The sequence below is a fragment of the Sphaerisporangium aureirubrum genome, assembly GCF_042658925.1.
Taxonomy (GTDB): Bacteria; Actinomycetota; Actinomycetes; order Streptosporangiales; family Streptosporangiaceae; genus Sphaerisporangium; species Sphaerisporangium aureirubrum.
Genome location: NZ_JBHSRF010000026.1, coordinates 1 through 15,263 on the forward strand (window position 1 = coordinate 1; position 15,263 = coordinate 15,263).

Genomic DNA, 15,263 nt, shown 5'->3' on the forward strand with positions numbered 1-15,263 from the left:
GCGGCCGAGGCCTCCACCTCGTAACCGCCCTCACCACCACCTGGGGAGTCAACGGCGACGCCGCCGGCCGCATCGTCTGGGTCCAACTCCCCCCACCCACCCCATGAGCGACACACCATCAGCCTTACGCGCCCTCCGCAAACGCTTCCCCCGATGGGCCTTCCTCTACAACCCCTTCACCTACCGCTGGCACGCCCTCCACGGCCGCACAACCACCCTCATCGCCGACACCCCACAAGAACTCGCCGAACGCATCGTCCGCCACCAAGTACGCCAACGCCTGACCAGACCCCAACCACGACGCTGACCCCCCGCCCAGCAACAACACGCGAAGCACCAGGCCAGAGACACCAAGCCGAGGGACATCGGTCACCACTCAGCCCGATAATGATCTGATGAACATCCAGATTCGACGGCTCCAGCAGGGTACCGAGGCGGAGTTCGTAATGGGGCTGGAGTGGCTCTTCGACCCGCCCGGCAGCCGTCCTCCGGATTGGGACCGCGACCGCGCCGTCGAGCGCACCGCCCAGGTCCTCGCGAGCGAGAACGTCGCACTGTTCGAAGCCCGCTCGCCTCAGGACCAGTTGGTCGGCGTTGCCAGCGTCTACCTGGACATCCTCTCGGTGCGCTTCGGTCGCCGGGCTTCGATCGAGGATCTCGCCGTGCACCCCGAATGGCGCTCCCGAGGTGTCGGCGCCAGCCTGCTGACAGCCGCCAGGACCTGGGCGCAAGAGCATGGCGCCGACTACGTCTTCCTGGAGTCCGGCGTCGCACGAACCGAGGCACACCGCTTCTACCTTCACCAAGGTGCAACCCACGCGGCCGCAGCGTTCAGATGGACGGTTGAACACAATCGCTGACTGGCTTCGGTCGTGAATCGCCTTATCCGCTTCTGCCGCGAGTCGCATCCCCGGCACAACTCCGGATTGATCATGTCAACCATCACCCGAGGCCGCAGCGTCAAGCACCAACCGAGGTAGGACACAAGACCCGCGTTCTTGCGGATGAGAACTTTCTCTACGGGTTCAAGGGCGGTCCGCTGCGCGGCCCGCCGCGCTCTGGGTGGTTGTCGGCCGGGCTGCGGCTCTGCGGCCGGTCCCGGCCGGCACCACCCCGCGCGCTAGTGGCCAGTCAACCGCCATGCAAGGGATAGACAGTGACCCATTCCTCACCCATCGCCCCACACAGATGGCAACTAGGCACTATCGCTTAGCCAATCAGGTACATCACCCCCGGTGAGCTCTCGCCAGGCCCGCGTCACTTCCTCCGGGCTCTGTTGGTAGGCCACACGTAGTAGTCCGGCCACAGTGGAAATCAGCTCCTGGAGTCGACTATTCATGGCTATCGAGAGACTCTCGACCAGGCATGAAACCGATTCTGTGATCGAGCTTCCCTGCAGGAGGACCATACCTTTCACCGCACAACTCTTCGCCAACTCAGGGAGAAAGGCGTGGGGGTGTGCGTCGGCCAGTGTCCGGTAGGTGGTGACGGCTTCGTTGATCGCGGCCAGTGCCTCCTCCGGCCGCCCCAGCTCCGACAGGGAGTTGGCTTGGTTGTTCAGTGACATGGCGAGGTCGGGGAGGAAGGCGTGGGGGTGTGCGTCGGCCAGGGTCCGGCGAATGGTGACGGCTTCGTTGATCGCGGCCAGTGCCTCCTCCGGCCGCCCCAGCTCCGACAGGAAGGCGGCTTGGTTGTTCAGCGACATGGCGAGGTCGGGGAGGAAGGCGTCGGGGTGTGCGTCGGCCAGGGTCCGGCGAATGGTGACGGCTTCGTTGATCGCGGCCAGTGCCTCCTCCGGCCGCCCCAGCTCCGACAGGAAGGCGGCTTGGTTGTTCAGCGAGCCGGCGAGGTCGGGGAGGAAGGCGTCGGGGCGTGCGTCGGCCAGTGTCCGGCGAATGGTGACGGCTTCGTTGATCGCGGCCAGTGCCTCCTCCCGCCGCCCCAGCTCCGACAGTCGGTTGGCTTGGTTGTTCAGCGAGCCGGCGAGGTCGGGGAGGAAGGCGTCGGGGCGTGCGCCGGCCAGTGTCCGGCGAATGGTGACGGCTTCGTTGATCGCGGCCAGTGCCTCCTCCCGCCGCCCCAGCTCCGACAGGGAGTTGGCTTGGTTGTTCAGCGAGCCGGCGAGGTCGGGGAGGAAGGCGTCGGGGCGTGCGCCGGCCAGTGTCCGGTAGGTGGTGACGGCTTCGTTGATCGCGGCCAGTGCCTCCTCCCGCCGCCCCAGCTCCGACAGGGAGTTGGCTTGGTTGTTCAGCGAGCCGGCGAGGTCGGGGAGGAAGGCGTCGGGGCGTGCGTCGGCCAGTGTCCGGCGAATGGTGACGGCTTCGTTGATCGCGGCCAGTGCCTCCTCCCGCCGCCCCAGCTCCGACAGGAAGTTGGCTTGGTTGTTCAGCGAGGTGGCGAGGTCGGGGAGGAAGGCGTCGGGGCGTGCGTCGGCCAGTGTCCGGCGAATGGTGACGGCTTCGTTGATCGCGGCCAGTGCCTCCTCCCGCCGCCCCAGCTCCGACAGTCGGTTGGCTTGGTTGTTCAGTGACATGGCGAGCTTGGGGAGGAAGGCGTCGGGGCGTGCGTCGGCCAGCGTCCGGCGAATGGTGACGGCTTCGTTGATCGCGGCCACTGCCTCCTCCCGCCGCCCAAGCCCCGACAGGAAGTTGGACTGGTTGTTCAGCGAGGTGGCGAGGTCGGGGAGGAAGGCGTCGGGGTGTGCGTCGGCCAGTGTCCGGCGAATGGTGACGGCTTCGTTGATCGCGGCCAACGCGTCCTCGCGGTTGCCGATCTGAGCAAGAGTGACGGAAAGCTGGCCGTACCATCGGGCCAGATCGCCCGGGTCAGCGTCTGCGGGCAGGAGGTCACATATCCGCCGGGTAGCCACCGCGTCAGCTTGTGCCAGAGCAACGGTCGGATAGGGGATCGCGGTGGCGATAGCTTGCAGATCCGCCAAAGGCACCACGACCTGATCCAGAGCCGCGGCCAGCAAGTCACCCATGGTGATGCCTGTCTGGACCGCCACCACGATCGCCGGACCGGCCAGATTCGCCAGATCGGCCCTGAGCGCCTCCCCGATAATCCCCCGAGCGTGATCATGATGGGTCGTTGCACGTGATAGGACAGTCAGTGCGTGCGCCGCTTGATCGGGTTCCATCCCGATCAAGCAGGCCCGCCGCAGCGGGGAAGACTCAAACAACTGGTCGGTGACGTGGCGCTCAGCTATCAGATCGGGTCGTAACCCATCCAACCAAATACCATCACGCCCTGGATATAGGACGTGAAGCCAGCGCAGGATCTGTCCGCATAACACGCTGCCGGCCTGATGAAGGTCCGGAATTCGCCCCAGCAACCGGTGAGCCTGCTCTTCATCGGTCACACCGAACAGGGCCATCACCGCGACCACCTGTTTCAGCACCGCAAGATCCAACCCCAGCCCGGCCCGCTGCGCAGCCCCCCGCCATAACCGGCTCTCATGCCCGAGCAGACGTCCCAGCACCCCCATGTCCACCACCGCGCGTACCCCACCACTCCCAACGGCCCCAGTAGGCCCCGACCGGTCCAACACCGCCACCAGCGCCGCCGCATGCAATACCAGCACCGGCAACCGGCCTTGCCCGCCCGGCATCTCGACCACTATTCGCTGTGGCACATCCACGCCGAGCCGATCGGCGAAGTACGGCAGCGCAGCACGAACGACATCGGCGTCACTGCGTTGATCATCCAACGCGACTGCCAACTCCACCACCAAAGTGTCTTCCACCAACTCACGCACAACAGGCACGTCGGCGCCGAGCTGGTCCCACCACTCACCAACCTGCCGGGCCACCAGCAACACCCGAAGCCGCCCCTCAACGACACCCTCAGCCCTCACCCGAGCAATCGCCGCCATAATCTGCGGCAACCCTGCCCGAGTCTCGGCATAGTCCACCACCAGCAGAACCCACCCACCCAGCGACACCGCCGCCGAAACCGCCGCCACCTCCTGGCCTTCATCGACCCGCTTACTACTCCACTGCTTAGGCAGATCTTCCATCACCCTAAAAACAAGCCGCGTCTTACCCACCCCACCCGCACCCGTCAACAACAGCACCGACACCGGCGCCGCTCCGGCACACCACTCGGCCAACCGCCCACGCTCATCCTGCCGCCCGGCAAAGGGCACCACACCCTCCTCCGGCCGCAACAACCCCGCCCGGCTACCTCCCGTCGGCAACTCACCCACCGCATCAAAGTCCTGGCGGATCTTCTTGTTGCGCTCGCTCTCAACACGCGCCGCCTCACGCGCTCGGTCACGCCGCTCCAACCCGCGATCCAGCCCCACCCCGGCCAGCGCCGACAACACACCCCCAACCACCGCCCCCAGCCCGGCCCAACCTGTACCCGCAGAGACCAAGACAAGAACCGACCCACAGACACTCCCCAAGGCCCCACCAGCCAAGGGGTACACCCAGCGCGCACGCCGCCGAACAGGAACGGTCACACCTTCGATACTTACGGTGGCTCGCCTTACACCACCGCATCGGACACTCAATGCGATCAAACCGTTACAGAAAAGCGCGCCGCCGCCACACCCTTTCAGCCCGCCAAGGCATCGCAGCCCTAACCCTGTACAGCAGGAAATTACAGCAACAGGGCCACACAACACCTCACACCGACATCCGTCATCACACACCCGAACAGGGCGAGCAACTCTCTACGTCGTGACTGGCTCCCGTTCGCAAGCAGGAAGTCAGGGGTTCAAATCCCCTAGGCTCCACTAGGCAGAACGCCTCGTTTCCGCTGTGGAACGGGGCGTCCGTGTCATTAGTCTTCACGGCCGCCGGCGTCGGGCCCACCCTTCTGCTCCACGCGCGCGGGTCCATCGAGTTTTGGCACAACCAGCGCGCTGGCGCGCCTGTCGTCATCGCTCTTTTGTTCCGCCTCCACCGTGCCTTTAGATCGGCCAGGAGTGCGTCGGGCTGGGCATCTTTACTCGCGTTGCTGGCGTGGCCGTGTGACCGGGATCACTGTGAGTAGGTGGTCCAGGGCTTTGAAATCCTTTGGGTTGCAGGTGTACAGGGGGAGCCGGTTCGCTGTCGCTACGCAGGCGATCATCAGGGCCGCTGTTCGGGGGCGGGGTTTGCGGTCGGAGGCGATGACGGCGGTCCACAGTTGGCCGTACTCCCGGGCGGCGGTGTCGTCGAAGGGGAGGGGGTCGAACTCGGCTTCGGTGGTCTGGAGGATCTTCATCCGCTGGGCGAGTTCCTGTGCCCCGTTGGCCACCAGCACGCCGGCCGACAGCTCTGCTGTGGTGATGGCGCTGATCATCATCTCGTCCGGTAGCTCGTCGGGGTCGATTCCGGCGCGCAGGATGAGGATGTTGGTGTCGAGCAAACCTTGGGTGGGGGTCATTCCCCGTCCTCGGTGAACTCGCCTCTGCTGTAGGCGCGGTCATAAGGGTCGTAGAGGTCGTCATTGACATGGTGGTCCATGTCCTCGCGGTACTTTCGGTCGTCAAGGCGAGGCATGACGCGGGAGACGGCGGCGAACTCGGCCCGCGAGACGGCCCGGCGTCGCCGGCGGATGGGGACTAGGTCGCCGATGTGGTGGCCGTTGCGTGTGACGGCGTACCGCTCTCCGCGTTTCAGGCCATCCATGATCTCTGCTGATCGGTTGCGTAGATCGCGCTGGGAGATCTGGTGGGAGTGCTCCGGCTCAGGGATGCTCACTCATTGACTCCACCTCCACGTGCCATCTGGTGCTACCAGGTAGCACCTAGACGTGTCATGAGGGTCCTGGTGGATAGGAATCTTCACCGGGGGATCCTCTGCTGCCGCGTTCTTCGGCGACGTCTTGATGCTCTCGACGTTGGCCGAGTTCGGTGCGTGGCGTGCGGGCGCGGCGACACTTCCGTGCTGGGGCTTTCGAGGGCGGGTAATGACGTTTCTCGATCGTGTGGGGTCGTTGCGTGTAGACGCTCTTCTGTTGGTGGCTTCACGTCTGTTTCGGGCCACTGTGATACTCGAAATCGATCTGTCCGGATCTCTTACGGCGAGAAAAGTTTAAATTTCGGGCTGCCGTTATATTCGAATTCGATCTGTCCGGATCTATATCGTCGAGAAAACCTCATGTTACCCGTATCATGGAAATATCGGCAACAAAAGTGTTGCGTATGGAGAATGGGTGAAAGCCTTGGGGGACGGTTGGAAGCCCAGATACTCGGGCCGCTGAGTATCAGCGACGGCCATCGAACGATTCCCGTGAACTCCGGCCGTCAGCGCGCGCTACTGGCCGCACTCTTGGCGAAACCGAACCAGCCTCTGTCGGTGGAGCACCTGATCGAGGTCCTCTGGGGCAGGTACCCTCCGGACAACGCCAGGGTAGCTCTGCGCACCTATGTGATGCGGCTGCGTCAAGCACTGGGCGACGAACTGGGCGGCAGGATCGTAACCCGGCCACAGGGCTACCAGATCAGAGCCGAGGTGCATGAGGTAGACCTGCTGATGTTTCAGCGGCATGCGATGAACGCCAGGTCCGCCGTACGGGAGGGCGACTGGAAGGCGGCCGCGGGCGAGCTGCAGCGAGCGCTTGGGCTTTGGACTGGCGAGCCGTTCACCGAGGTGCCGTCCGCAAGCCTTCGGGAGCGCGAGCTGCCTCACCTCGAGCAGCTTCATCAGCGGACGCTGGAGCTGCATTACGAGACCCAGCTCGCGCTGGGGCATCACGATGACATCGTGCTGGAGCTCGAGCGTGCCGTCGAGTTACATCCGTTCCGTGAGCGGTTCTGGGCTCAGTTGATGACGGCCCTCTACCGCAGTAGGCGTAAGGGTGACGCTCTCGCCGCCTTCCAGAGAATTCGCCGCGCGCTCATCAAGGAGCTGGGAAGCGAGCCGGGGCTCGAACTGCAGCAACTGCATCTGGCGATACTCAAGAACGACGAAACCCTGGTCGTGCCGCAAGCCAGTGAGGAACCAGAGGTCCGGCAGCAGGCGATCGAGTCGCCGGCGATGGTACCCCGGCAGCTGCCCGCGGCCCCGTATCACTTCACAGGACGAGTCGACGGGCTGAGAGTTCTTAACCGAGCACTGAGTCAGACCCGGCGAGAGGACCGGACGGCTGCCTCCGTCGTGGTGATCGGTGGCATCGGGGGCATCGGCAAGACTGCTTTGGCCGTGTACTGGGCACATCAAGTGGCAGATCTGTTCCCTGACGGCCAGCTCTTCCTCAACCTCCGAGGCTTCGAGACCTCGGACAATCCGATCGAGCCGGAGACGGCGCTCCGGTCCATGCTCAACGCGCTCCGCGTTCCGGAAAGTCAAATCCCGGCACAGCTCGAGGCACAGGCGGCCCTGTTCCGTAGTGCGCTCGCGGGCAAACGGGTGCTGTTGATCCTCGACAACGTCAGGGACACCGAGCAGGTACTTCCCCTGATCCCCGCTTCGTCTGGCTGCCTGACCGTCATTTCCAGCCGCAACCAACTGACCGGTCTCCTGGTCAGTACCGGCGCTCAGTCGATCAGGTTGGGACCGTTGCGGACGGACGAGACGGCCAAGTTGATCGAGGAATTCGTCGGGGACGAGCGGGTCAAGGCCGAGCCTGAGGCGATATCCACGATGGTCGCGATGTCGGAGTGCATTCCGCTCGCGGCCAGCATCCTGGCCTCGATGACCCTCAGCCAGCCGTCGTTGCGACTCGCGGACTTCGTAGAGATGTTCGAGGAGACGCTGAGCCCGCTGGACCGGTTGGAAACCGGCGACACCGCGACCAGCATGCGGTCCCTGCTCCACGGCTCCTACCGGCACCTCACTGACGACGGACGCAGGCTGTTGCGCTTCTTCGGCCTCCATCATGGAAATCAGGTGACCACCGCGGCGGCGGCCACTCTCACCGGGATGTCCCTGGCGAACACGCAGAAAGCTCTCACCAACCTCGCGAGAAACCACCTGGTGGAGACTGTGAGACCGGGGCAGTACTCGATGCACGACCTGGTCCGCAGCTTCGCCGCGGAGGTCGTGAACCAGGAGGAGTCCGAGGCCGACCGGCGGTTGGCCTCCAACCGTGTGCTGGATTACTACCTCCACAACGTGCACGGTGCTGTGGGACTGCTCATGCCCAATCGCCGCCTCACCCCGCTGCCCACCCTGCAGCGCGGAGTGCTCATGACCCCTTTCCAAACGGTGGCCGAGGCTGGAGCCTGGTTCGAGGACAACCGGGGCTCGATCATCGCAGCACTTCTCAAGGCACAGGACGACGGCTTCCCCAACCACAGGTGGCGGATCGTCGAGGGGCTCGCTCCCCTCCTGGAACGGCTCGGCCACTGGCACGACTGGTATCGGGTGGCCAAGAACACGGTCGACGCGACAGGTGCTCTTGGCGATCCGTACGCTGAGGCCATCGCTCGGCTGGAGTTCGGGAGTGCCGCCGACGTGCTGGATCCCGCGGGCGAAGGCGCCGAGCCGGAACTGGTCCGCGCACTCGCCCTGTTCGAAGAGATCGGCGACGTCAGCGGACAGGCCAGGACCCATCACCGTCTCAGCCTGTACAGCGGTAGACGTCACCGTGAGCACGAGTGCCGGCACCACGCCGAGCGGGCATTCGATCTGCACACCAAGGACGACAACCCGGTCGGGCAGGCCGAGGCGCGCAATGCGCTGGGCCGGTACTTAGCGTCGTTCGGCGATTACGACACGGCTGTGTCGGCCTGCCGCGAGGCACTGACCCTCAATCGCGAATCCGGAAACCTGGCCGGCGAGGCCGACGTGTGGGACAGCCTCGCCTACGCGTACCAGAGCAGCGGCGACCTTGATGCGGCTGAGGAATGCTATCGGCAGGTGATTCCCATGGACGAGCAACTCCCCCGGCTCAGGCACCGCTACAACCAGGCCGAGACCCTGAGCAGGTACGGCGACCTCAGACAAGAGCTTGGGGACACAGCCGGGGCGCTGCAGCTCTGGCGCAAGGCCCAGGAACTCCTAGAAGAGCTCAACCACCCGTTGCGGGATGCGGTTCATCAGAAGATCCATTCCATGCTCGGCCAGTGAACGTCACCTGTTCTCGCCGATGGCATACCAAGCGGGGACGAGGGCCAGCACGGAGACCGCGCCTATGATGATCCAGGCAGGATTGCCGAGGCTGCTCCAGAGGACGACGCCGATGGCGGGGCCGACAGCGGTCCCGATACCGAACATCGCGTGGGTGGCACCCTGATAGCGACCGCTGCTCTCAGGGGGGGCGGCGAGGGCGGGGTAGGCGAACATCGACGGCCCCTGGATGATCTCGGCGAGTGTCCAGAGCAGGGTGCCGATGACGAACACCGCCAGTCCGCCAGGCAGCGCGTACACGGCCATACCGGCGCCCAGCAAGAAGAAGCCGATTGTCACCACCCGTCGCATCCGCCACCTCTGGACGACCTTGGTCATCAGCAGCTCGAAGCAGATCACGATCGCACCGTTGATCGCGAGCATGACTCCGTACCAGATGGCGCCGAGGCCCGCCTCGCGGATGGCGAGAGGAAGGGTGCTCATGTACTGGATGTACACCGCCGAGTTGAGCATCACAGCGACCAAGAAGGCGACGAAGCGGCGGTCACGCAGGACCACCATGTACCCGCCTCTGGGGCTGACAGGGGTGGCAACCGATGTGACGGTTCTGCGCGGCAGGGCCACCAGGACGATCACGGCGTAACAGAGGGCGGCGGCCGCCTCACCGTAGAACAGCAGATCGTAGGAGACCGCGGCCAGTGCCGTTCCGAGCAGCGGAGCGGCGGTGGTGCCCAGATTGAGCGCCAGCCGGTACATCGCGGTGATCATCACCTGCCGGTCGCCCGAGATCAGCGCGGCGATGTACGAGGAGGCCGCCGGCCGGTAGACCTGGCTGATCGTCCCGACCAGGGCAACCGCCACCAGTATCCCCGCGTACCAGCGGATGTGCAGCACAGCGACGAGAAGTACGGCAGTTCCCGCCATTCCCATGACGATGGTCATCCGGGCGCCGATGCGGTCGGCCAGCGTGCCGCCGGCCAGCACGCCCAGAACGGAGCCGGCACCGTAGACGCCTAGTGCTATGCCTCCTTGGACCGCGGTGAAACCGCGGGTGGTCATGAAAAGGATGAGGAAGATCTGGACGAACGAACCCAGCTTGTTGACCAGAACACCGAAGAGAAGCGCCTTCACGGCGAACGGCGACTCGGTGAAGGTCGCGAGTACGCCGGCTTTCCCGTCGTTGGTCCGAGGGGCGTGGGTGGTCACCGGACCTCTGTCCTTTCCCTGATCTGCAATGCCTTGGCCGCCTGGTCGAGGGCGGCCACGCACTCTTGCTCGGTCGGGGCGACCGCGGTGGCGTACGCGATCCGGCCCATCAGCAGGCCGCGCGGTGGTGGGGAGACGGTGGCGCCGGGCAGGACGACGGCGACTGCTCGGTCGATATCGGCCGGCAGCGCCGCGGCGTCGAACTTCACGCTGTCGATGACGGTGTCGTCATGCTCGGGATAGAAGAACCGGATCGCCGCCACCAGGTCGCGTTGCACCTCGAGCGCCGGCTCGGCGCCGCTGGCCAGCGCGGCGATGGCCAGGCCGGGGTCGATCCCCGAGGCGGCCATCCCGAGATAAGGGATCATGTCGCCCCCGAGCCGGGCGTTCACCTCGATGACCTTCAGGATCGGGTCGAGTTTCAGCTCGGCGTGAGTCCAGCCGTGGGTGAAGCCGAGCGCGGTGTGGGTGTCCTGGAGCAGGGTGAGGAAAGCGGGGTCGCGCAGCAGTGGGTCACGGTTCGTGACCACATGGCCGGTCTCCTCGAAGTAGGGCGGGTAGCCGGTTTGTTTGCGGCCGACGAACAGCGGTGTCACGCGCCCGCCGACGACTACGGAGTCCACACTCACTTCAGGTCCGGCGAGATACTCCTCAACCAGGATTGACTGGTCGAACTCGGGCATATGTGCCACGGTTGCCTGGTCCGCGAAGGCGAAGGCTTCGGCCATCTTCTCGGCGGAGCGCACCAGCGACACGCCATAGCTGGCCGCCGCGGCCCGGGGCTTGACCACCACTGGATAGCCGATGTTCTCGGCTGCGGCCAAGGCCTCTTCGAGGGTCCCGGCCAGCGCGAACACCGGCTGTGCGAGCCCGGCCTGGGCCAGGGCGGAGCGGCCCTGGTATTTGTCCCGGCAGCGCCACACCGCCTCGGTAGGAGTATGTGGAAGGCCGAGGCGCTCGGCGACGCACGCCGCCTGGTGGATCCGGGACTCGTCCCAGCAGATCACGCCACTGACCGGCTCACGCGCGTTCAGCTCGGCGGCCGCCGCGGCGAGTGTGTCGGTGTCGGTCGCCGTGACGACGGTGCTGCCGACCAGGTAGGGATCTTCCCAGGTGGTCGGGGTCAGAGTGAACAGATGGATCCGGTAGCGGGTACTGATGCTCGCCAGTAGGTACTCACGGTAATTCTGAAGCCCCGTCACGATCAGGATGACCAGGGGCCGTTGTCCTTGGGCGTGAATGGTGACTCTCCAGGGGACGGTCGGCTGCTAAGTGAATAATCATCCCGTGCACTCCGTATCGCACAGGTATCGCCCGTGGTCGTCGGTAGAGGCTGGTCCTGCGGTCCAGGTGAAGCGGAGCCGCTGCCGTCCTGTGCTGATCCTGTACGCCATCTGCGCGATACTGCTGCGCTACTCCACGGAGGGATGTTGTTCACCCAGCAAAGATTCAGGACGGGTGGACAGTGATCCTCACGGGTACCGAGATTGAGCGGGAATGGGCGAACGGTCGTATCACCATCGACCCCTTCACTCCCGAGCAAGTGAATCCGAACAGCTACAACTTCCGTCTCGGTCGGACGCTCTACGTCTATCGGGACATGCCATTGGATGCCCGGCAAGGCAACGAGTGCGACAAGATCGAGATTCCCGACGAAGGATATGTCCTTGAGCCTGGCCGGCTGTATCTAGCGCACACGATCGAGGTCCTGGGCAGCGAGCATTACGCGCCGACCTTCGCCGCACGCTCGTCGGTGGCAAGGCTAGGGCTGTTCATCAACCTGTCGGCGAGTCTGGGCGACATCGGGTACAAGGGCCAATGGACGCTCCAGCTCTACTCCATGAACGCGGTCCGGGTCTATCCGGGCATCAACATCGGTCAGATGATGTGGTGGCGACCGCAGGGAGACATCGAGCTCTACGACGGCAAGTACCAGGGCGCGACCGGACCCCGAAGCAGCGACATCCACAAGGACTTCCACAAGCAGTTCGCCCGGCAGCGCTTCGTCGGCCTGGGGGCGAGCGTCGACCCGGCCAGGACAGGACCGAAGTTCGCCGCTCTGGCGGCGAACAGTCGCCGCTTCCGAGTCCCCAACGCGTTCTGCATCTCAGCCGAGGAGTTCGACGGAGCGCTCAGTGACGACCAGCGCCGCGGGTTGGCCGCGGCCTTCAATGACCTTCGCGCCACGGTGGGAGCGTTCCTAACGGACTCCCTGAAGGACATCCACAAGATCGTGTCCGGGGTGCACCTGGCCGAACAGGCCCGGCAATTGCTGGCGGTCCGGATCGCCGACGTGTTCGGCGACGACGAGAGCGTCGAGTTCGCCGTCCGTTCCTCCGGCCTCGACGAGGACACCGCCGGCTCGAGCCTGGCCGGGATCCATGCCACGGTCCTCGGTGTACAGGGCGTCGACGCGGTGGCCCAGGCGGTCGAGCAATGCTGGCGCTCCTACTACGAGGCCTCGGCTGTGGCGGCCCGGGTCCGCGCGGGCGACTTCTCCCATACACCCAGGCTGGCCGTCATCGTCCAGAGGATGATCCGGCCTGAGCTGGCCGGGGTAGCCTTCTCCGACCCCGAGGAGGGGGTCGTGATCGAATATGTCGAAGGCTTGGCCGACTCCATGGTCGCCGGGGTCGCCGTTCCGGTCCTTGCCAAATCGGCTGAGCTCACCGGTGATGTCCCCGCTCTGGACGAGGTCGTGCGGTTGGTCCAGGCGCTCCGCACGGCCGAGGGCCATGACGTGGACGTCGAGTGGGCCGCCGACGCTGACGGGGTGCACCTCATCCAGGTCCGGCCGCAGACCGCCCCGTCCCAGCAGGACACTTGCCAGGACGAGCCGGTCGCTGATGCCTACAGACTCTACTTCGACGAGATACCCGCCTCCGTCGATCTCGGTGAGGTCTCCGCGATCTACGGCGGCTACGCGGCCAAGCGTGGGCCTGCGCACAGGCTGGCCGTCGAATGCGGTGTCGGTGTCGGCCACGGCTGGGTCGTCCACTTCAACGGGCGCGGCCTGTGCGCCGCGGAGACCGGTGGCCGACTACGTGAGGTCATCGACGAGGGGTGCGCCGACGAGTGCGTACTGGACTTCGGTGACACCCTCCGGCAGATCGTGGTGCACAAGGCGGAGCTTCTCGGCCGACTCGCCGAGACCACCGGAGCGGGACCGGACTCCACCCAGCTGCACACAGTGATCGTCCGGGACTACCTTCGGGGCGATCTGGGAATCATCTCCCGGCGCGTCGGCGACGACTTCATCGTCGAGTACACCCCTGAGGGCCTCATGGCACTCAATCGCGGCACCTCGGGCGCCGCGGCGGTGGTGATACGTGACGGACAGATCGACCCGGCCGACAGCCCGATCAACGCCCATGTGGGCGAGCTCGCCGAGTTCACCGGGGTCATGAGTGACCAGTACGGACCGATGACTCTCGAGTGGGTGCGACAGTCGGGGAAGCTGTTCTTCGTCGATTACTCGCTGTTGGGCGGGGACGCCCTGAACTCCGCCGACGCGCGTGTGATCTCGGTGGGAACCGCCGCTGGGCCGCTGCTCGACCTGGACGAAGACGAAGTGCTCAGCCGGCTGTCGATCGGGCCGGCAGTCAGTGTCGACAGGTCGCAGGACCTGTCCGGCCACGAAGGGCTCGCGGAGATCATCGCGCGAGTCCGGGCCTGCCCGGAGCCACCGATCGTCCGGGCCTCCCGCCCGTACGCCGTGCTCTCGGTCCTCATCGGTGACGTCGCGGGGTTCGTCTTCGATCAGGGCTCCACCCTTGGCCACCTGGCCATCCTGCTGCGGGAGGCCCAGGTGCCGGCGGTGGCGGCCCAGGGCCTGCCCAGCGAAGGACATGCGGTAATCAGCAGTGGAACCGTCACTGTGACGGGCGGAAAGTGACTGACGTGACAGAAAATAACTGCTGGCTGGTCCTGGGCGGGTTGCACGTTCTCAACGGAACAGCTCCGCTGCGCGCGGACGAGCCGCTCATCCTGATTCCGCTGGACCTGCGGGCCCCGGGCAACACCCTCGTGCTGCGCTGGTCCGACCTCGGCCCGGTCGAGCTGATCGCCGGTGACCGCCGGGTCAAATCCGAGGGGGTCGCTCTGTTCCCCGGCATGCGGCCGAGCCAGGAGGTCCGGAGCCTGCTGGGAGACGGCCCGATCGTCCCGCTGTTCTTCCTGAGCGACACCGGCGACGGGCTGCACGTGTACTCCCAGATCCGATTCCTTGAGGATGACGCGTGCTTCATCCGGATCACCTCGAGTCCGCTGGCCGAACGTGCCGATTCGCTGCGCTGGCTGCCCGAGGCGGCCCGGCTCCACAGCGAGCAGGCGCTGTTCCTCAACAACCACCAGCGGTACTACCGCAAGTGCTTCGCCGGCCAGGAGCTCGAGTACAAGTACACACTCACTCCCCCAGTGGACATATGGACCGCCAACCTGGACCTCTACCGGAGCCTGCTAGCGGGGGACCTACCCGGCTACGTCATGGAGTACCGCGATGAGTTCCAGGCGTGGGACTACCTGAACCACCTGTACGAGATCACCGCGCCCGCGGCGGATCTGGGATACGTCTCCTTCATCCCCACTACCGACGGCAAGCACCTGGTCAAGCGCAAGTGGTACGCCGAGGACTCCTTCGATCGCAGGGAGAGCCACACCTACGGTGTCGAGGTCGAGCACTTCGGCGAGTACATCACCGACGTGCTAGGCCTTGAGGCGGTCCGGCTCCCCCCCTTCCGCCGGGTCCGTTACGACGTCAACTTCGAGTCCGTGACCACCGGACACGTATACGGGATCTTCTTCGACCACTGCAGCCTGTTGGACGCCCCCGACGTCGTCCTGCACCAGTGCGAACTGGAGTACCTGCGCAGCCGTACCGCGATCGCCGCGGACGAGGCCGCCGTCCTGGATGAGATGGCACAGATCGCACAGTGGCTGGAAGGGTTCCTTCGAGCCCGCGGCATGAACGACCAGCGTGGCTACTACTCGAAGAGGACCTTCCTGAAGGACTCTGTGTCCGCCCGCCCCGAGCTCGCCCTGGTGGTGCGCTGA

At 65.4% G+C, this 15,263-nt stretch carries 10 protein-coding genes; 5 read left to right on the forward strand and 5 right to left on the reverse strand.

The annotated features are described in order from the left end of the window. Nucleotides 1-103 precede the first annotated feature (103 nt). Complete coding sequence (locus ACFP1K_RS18765) at nucleotides 104-307, forward strand: hypothetical protein (protein WP_380754827.1); 204 nt, start codon at nucleotides 104-106, stop codon at nucleotides 305-307. An 88-nt stretch (nucleotides 308-395) separates the two neighbouring features. Next, the gene (locus tag ACFP1K_RS18770; RefSeq protein ID WP_380754830.1) at nucleotides 396-860 is read left to right on the forward strand and encodes a GNAT family N-acetyltransferase; all 465 of its coding nucleotides are present in this window, start codon (nucleotides 396-398) and stop codon (nucleotides 858-860) included. 335 nt (nucleotides 861-1,195) lie between these two features. On the opposite strand, the gene ACFP1K_RS18775 is transcribed toward ACFP1K_RS18770, so the two are convergent. The 3 genes from ACFP1K_RS18775 to ACFP1K_RS18785 form a co-directional block, all read right to left on the reverse strand. Beyond that, nucleotides 1,196-4,327, reverse strand: coding sequence for a tetratricopeptide repeat protein (locus ACFP1K_RS18775; RefSeq protein ID WP_380754832.1), 3,132 nt, complete (start codon nucleotides 4,325-4,327; stop codon nucleotides 1,196-1,198). Nucleotides 4,328-4,953: 626 nt separating this feature from the next. After that, nucleotides 4,954-5,376 carry a type II toxin-antitoxin system VapC family toxin gene (locus ACFP1K_RS18780; RefSeq protein ID WP_380754835.1) on the reverse strand — a complete coding sequence of 141 codons (423 nt, stop codon included), beginning with the start codon at nucleotides 5,374-5,376 and terminating at the stop codon, nucleotides 4,954-4,956. After that, entirely contained in the window at nucleotides 5,373-5,693 is a 321-nt protein-coding gene (locus ACFP1K_RS18785; protein WP_380754838.1) for a type II toxin-antitoxin system Phd/YefM family antitoxin, read from the reverse strand. The genes ACFP1K_RS18780 and ACFP1K_RS18785 overlap by 4 nt, the downstream gene beginning before the upstream one ends. A gap of 450 nt (nucleotides 5,694-6,143) precedes the next feature. On the opposite strand from ACFP1K_RS18785, the gene ACFP1K_RS18790 reads away from it, so the two are divergent. After that, nucleotides 6,144-9,005 carry an AfsR/SARP family transcriptional regulator gene (locus tag ACFP1K_RS18790; RefSeq protein ID WP_380754844.1) on the forward strand — a complete coding sequence of 954 codons (2,862 nt, stop codon included), beginning with the start codon at nucleotides 6,144-6,146 and terminating at the stop codon, nucleotides 9,003-9,005. Nucleotides 9,006-9,008: 3 nt separating this feature from the next. Here ACFP1K_RS18790 and ACFP1K_RS18795 read toward each other — a convergent pair whose 3' ends face one another. Both ACFP1K_RS18795 and ACFP1K_RS18800 read right to left on the reverse strand, forming a co-directional pair. Then, nucleotides 9,009-10,211, reverse strand: coding sequence for an MFS transporter (locus tag ACFP1K_RS18795; RefSeq protein ID WP_380754850.1), 1,203 nt, complete (start codon nucleotides 10,209-10,211; stop codon nucleotides 9,009-9,011). Next, on the reverse strand, nucleotides 10,208-11,413 hold the full coding sequence (locus tag ACFP1K_RS18800) for an ATP-grasp domain-containing protein (RefSeq protein WP_380754853.1): 1,206 nt from the start codon (nucleotides 11,411-11,413) through the stop codon (nucleotides 10,208-10,210). Before ACFP1K_RS18800 ends, ACFP1K_RS18795 begins: the two co-directional genes overlap by 4 nt. A gap of 263 nt (nucleotides 11,414-11,676) precedes the next feature. Here ACFP1K_RS18800 and ACFP1K_RS18805 point away from each other — a divergent pair, with 263 nt between their 5' ends. Both ACFP1K_RS18805 and ACFP1K_RS18810 read left to right on the forward strand, forming a co-directional pair. Next, nucleotides 11,677-14,106 carry a dCTP deaminase domain-containing protein gene (locus ACFP1K_RS18805; protein ID WP_380754856.1) on the forward strand — a complete coding sequence of 810 codons (2,430 nt, stop codon included), beginning with the start codon at nucleotides 11,677-11,679 and terminating at the stop codon, nucleotides 14,104-14,106. A 5-nt stretch (nucleotides 14,107-14,111) separates the two neighbouring features. After that, nucleotides 14,112-15,263 (forward strand): hypothetical protein, encoded by a 1,152-nt coding sequence (locus tag ACFP1K_RS18810; RefSeq protein ID WP_380754859.1) that lies wholly within the window; start codon nucleotides 14,112-14,114, stop codon nucleotides 15,261-15,263.